The sequence below is a fragment of the uncultured Cetobacterium sp. genome (assembly GCF_947039425.1).
Classification (GTDB): domain Bacteria; phylum Fusobacteriota; class Fusobacteriia; order Fusobacteriales; family Fusobacteriaceae; genus Cetobacterium_A.
The window spans coordinates 1-4,046 of sequence record NZ_CAMQYW010000183.1 but is presented as its reverse complement, the minus strand read 5'-3'; the positions used below and the strand labels follow the sequence as shown (position 1 = coordinate 4,046).

At 24.5% G+C, this 4,046-nt stretch carries 4 protein-coding genes; all 4 read right to left on the bottom strand.

All coding sequences use genetic code 11. The features are described from left to right. Window positions 1-282: efflux RND transporter permease subunit (locus tag Q0V09_RS08710; protein ID WP_297488598.1), on the bottom strand; the 282-nt coding region annotated here is incomplete at its 3' end. A gap of 1 nt (window position 283) precedes the next feature. Further along, complete coding sequence (locus tag Q0V09_RS08705; RefSeq protein ID WP_297488595.1) at window positions 284-1,375, bottom strand: efflux RND transporter periplasmic adaptor subunit; 1,092 nt, start codon at window positions 1,373-1,375, stop codon at window positions 284-286. An 18-nt stretch (window positions 1,376-1,393) separates the two neighbouring features. Further along, a complete protein-coding gene (locus Q0V09_RS08700) occupies window positions 1,394-3,565 on the bottom strand; it encodes a TolC family protein (RefSeq protein WP_297488592.1) in 2,172 nt (723 codons plus the stop codon). A gap of 327 nt (window positions 3,566-3,892) precedes the next feature. Further along, window positions 3,893-4,036: an ion channel gene (locus tag Q0V09_RS08695; protein WP_297488600.1), complete on the bottom strand. Its 144-nt coding sequence runs from the start codon at window positions 4,034-4,036 to the stop codon at window positions 3,893-3,895. Window positions 4,037-4,046 lie beyond the last annotated feature (10 nt).

Here is a 4,046-nt window from a genome sequence, read left to right as displayed (position 1 = left end):
ATTTACATATACATTTGATTGGCCATCAACATTTTTAGAGTTAACATAATCAAGAGAATCCATATTTTGAACCTGATCAGTTATTTTTTTACTAACTAAATCAGCAATTTGTTTAGCATTTGCTCCTGGCCAATTTGTTGTAATAAGTGCTGTTTTTATTGTAAATCCTGGATCTTCTGCTTTTTCAGATTTTTCATAAGAAGAATAACCGAAAAAAAGAAGAAGAGCAAAAAGTAAGTATGCAGTAACCTTATTTTTTAATGTTAATTCTGTTATTTTCATATTAATTCTCACCTTTAATTAAAGAGACTTTTTGATCATTCATTATTTGGCTACTTCCTTTTGTAACAATGAAATCTCCCTTAACTAATCCGGATTTAATAATAACACCATCAGATACTATATTTTTAGATAAAACTACTTCTTGTTTTTTAACAACACCAATATTATTTTTTACATCTTTAATAACAAAAACATATTTTTGATTATCAGGACCTGTTATTATTGAACCTATTGGAACTGATATACTATTTGGATTTCCTATAGGAGTTGTAATAATAATATCTGCGATCATTCCAACTTTCACATTAGAATTTCCATCTATTATTTTTGCTTTAACAGGATAAGTACTACCATAACCTATTGATAGTGGCCCTATATTTGTAATTGTTCCCGAAATGCTTTTATTATTTAAAGCTTCAACATTAATTTTAATAGGTTGTCCTTGATAAATACTTCCAATTACAGATTGTGAAACATTAAATTCAATATTTCTTTCCCCATCGCTACTTAACACAAAAACAGTTTCTCCAGGATTAACAACTTGATTTACTTCACTTTTAACTTGGCCAATAACTCCGTTTTCAGGAGATTTAAGTTTAGTATAACTAAGTTTTAATTTTGATAAATTTACCGCTTCTGTCAAAGCTTTTAAATTTGCAACAGCGGATTTATATTGAGCAATAGCATTATCATAAGAAGCTTTAGAAATACTATTCTCCAAATAAAGAACTTGCGATCTGTTAAAATTAGCTTTGTTTTCTGCTAAAACAGCTTTAGCTTTAGATAAATCAGCTATAGATTTATTATATTTTAAAAGATATTCACTATTATCTAAAGTAGCTAAAACTTCGCCCTTAGAGACAATATTACCAAGTTCAGCAATTCTATTATTAATAGTCCCTCCAACTCTAAAACTTAAATTTGATAAAGTATCAGATTTAATAGTTCCTGAATATGTTCTTTTTATTGTATTATTTTTAGGTTGAACAATTTTATATACAACAGGTTTTATATTTTCAACTTTTTCATTTTCATTTTTTCCACAAGATAAAAATATTAATGCAGATATTATAACTAAATATTTATTTTTCAATTTAATCCTCCCTAATTCTTAATTTTCTAAATTTTGATCAAGTTCATTTAATATCTTTTCCTTTTCAGAAGAAGACATTGTAAGAGATGATTTACCATAAAGATTTTCAAGTTTTAATGCTGAATTTATTAAATTGAAATTTTGAATAACATTATTAAATTCTTGAGAAAGAGCATTATTTTGAGCAGAAAGAAAATCAGTTATAGTTATAGTCCCTTCTGAATAAAGATTTTTAACTATCTTTAAGTTTTTTTTAGCCACAGTTGCTGAGATTTCTGTTGAATAACTTTGAACATAATTAGATAAAAGTTCTGTGTATGTTTGAAGAACTTCTTTAGATAAATCACTTTGAGAATTTTCCATATTTAATTCTAAAGAACTAATTTCACTTTTTATTTTTTTAGATTTATAATAAATCTCCCCACCAGAAATAAGAGGTAATGAAAGTGTTATTCCTCCTTGCCAATACTCATCTGGAAATCTCTTATGAGAGTTTTCTCCTGTTGGAGTTATAATATTATCTTTGCTATATCTTCCTACAACACTTACCTTAGGAAGATATCTTTCTCTACCATTAGCAGAAAGTTCTCTCTCTTTAGCTTTAATATTATTATCTAAAGCCATTAAAGAATTTGAATTAGAAAGTGCTCCTTTTACAAGAAAATTTTCAATTTTTTCAGTTTTCTGAGAACCATAGGTAAAATTTTTATTAAAAGTATTGTTTAGAAAAAAATATTTAGATATATCTTTTAAAGATTCATACTGATAACTTCTATCTTTAGGAAAGTTTAAAAGAGTATTTAAATATATCTCTTGATTTTTAATCTCACCTTGAATTTTAGTAATGCTTGAAAGTGAACTCGCCACATCTGATTGCAATCTATAAATATCTTGAAGGTTTCCTGTTCCAACTTTATAATTTAATTTTGAAATACCCAAAGTTTCTTTTAAAAGAGAATAATTATTTTTTTGAATATCAAGTTGTGCTTTAAGTTGTAAAATATTTACATATGTTGATGCAACATAGTATATAGTATTTAATTTTTGTTGTTCATATATCTTTCTATTTGAATCCAACATAAGCTTTTGAATTTTTACAGAAGCATTTAATTGGTCATTAAATATAACTTGAGAAAGTTCTAGGTATGAATTAGTACTATTTTCAGGAGATCCAAGTTTAAAAGTTGGACTTCTTTTATCAAGAGCATTATAATCCATATTAGCACTTAGTTGCGGAAATCTTGAACTACTTGCAATATTTACATTATATTCATTTGTTTTTATATCCTGTTTATATTTAAGAAGTGATAGATTAGATTTTAAAGCTCTATTTATAGCATCTTTTAATTTTAGAAATGTTGTTTCTTTTTTTACATCATTAATCTTAGATATTCCTTGAATAAAAATAAGATTTGGATAGTAACCAATTTTAGTAGCAACATTCGTATTAAAAAATATATCATCTCTTGGTTCATTAACTTTTACAACTTCACCTAATCTATTTTTAGTTTTAAAAAGCATATAGTTTAAACTTGAAGCTTTCAGTCTTTTTGAAACTTCTCTATTCATATCAATTCCAGCATAAGCATATTTATTTAACTGGGGATTAAATGATATTATGAAACTTGGATTTCTTATATTTTTAATTTTATTCAAATTAGTCTTGTATATATTAATTTTTAATCCTTCAATTTTTAATTTTTTTGAAAGTTTTTTTAAATTTTCAGAAGTTATATTAGACACAAATAAATCTACACTTTTAACTCCATTGATTTCTTTAAAAATAGAAAGAGTATCTCTTAAATCTAGATCGCTATATATATAATTTAAATTTTTAGGAAGTATTTTAGAACTTTTTCCAAATCCAAATGGCATAGAATAAAACTTAGATTTATTTAGATTTTTTATCTCATTAATTGTATTGTCAGTTAAAATAAATATTCCATCTATTTTGGGATCTAAATTAATATCTTTAAGTTTTGTATTAATATTCTCTTTATTTAAATAAAGAACTTTTGAAATATTTATTTTAAAATTTGTTCCAGCAAAATTTTCATTTAGTTGATTTGTTAGGATATTTAAATATGTTTTTGAAGTCTTTGAATTATTTTCTAAAATAACTGCAGTATTTAACATTTTAGAAAAAACAGAAATATTTATAATAAGCAGTAAAAGTAAAATTTTTCTCATATATGCCCTCCTAAAGTTAATATTATTTCTTAAAATATTTTATAATGTTCACTACAATTAAGAAGTATTATAAGTGCTTCTTTTCTTCAGTTCTTTGATTATCATTATTGCACCTCTTTTTTTTTATGAGACTTTTCAATTATAATTTATATCACTTTTAAAAAGAAGTATCAACACTGAAAATGACTAATGATTCAATCAAAATAAAAATAATACTAGATAATATACCACTTTAAGTACCGTTATCAAAAAATAAATAAAACTTTTATATTTTTATTGATTCACCGTATAAAAAACATTACATTCTATTTTAGAACTGTACAATTCTCATTTCCTGTCTTTTGTATTTAATATTCCTGATCCTATAATCAGTCCAAGAATAACATTAGTTAACATAATTCCTGTAATAATTTCAATAAGAACTAAAAATTGACCTATAAATGTTAATGGATACACATCTCCATATCCCACTGTAGAAATG

Bases quoted from the DNA above. Each gene is read 5' to 3' on its own strand.
- Q0V09_RS08700 (WP_297488592.1), bottom strand. From the start codon at position 3,565: ATGAGAAAAATTTTACTTTTACTGCTTATTATAAATATTTCTGTTTTT.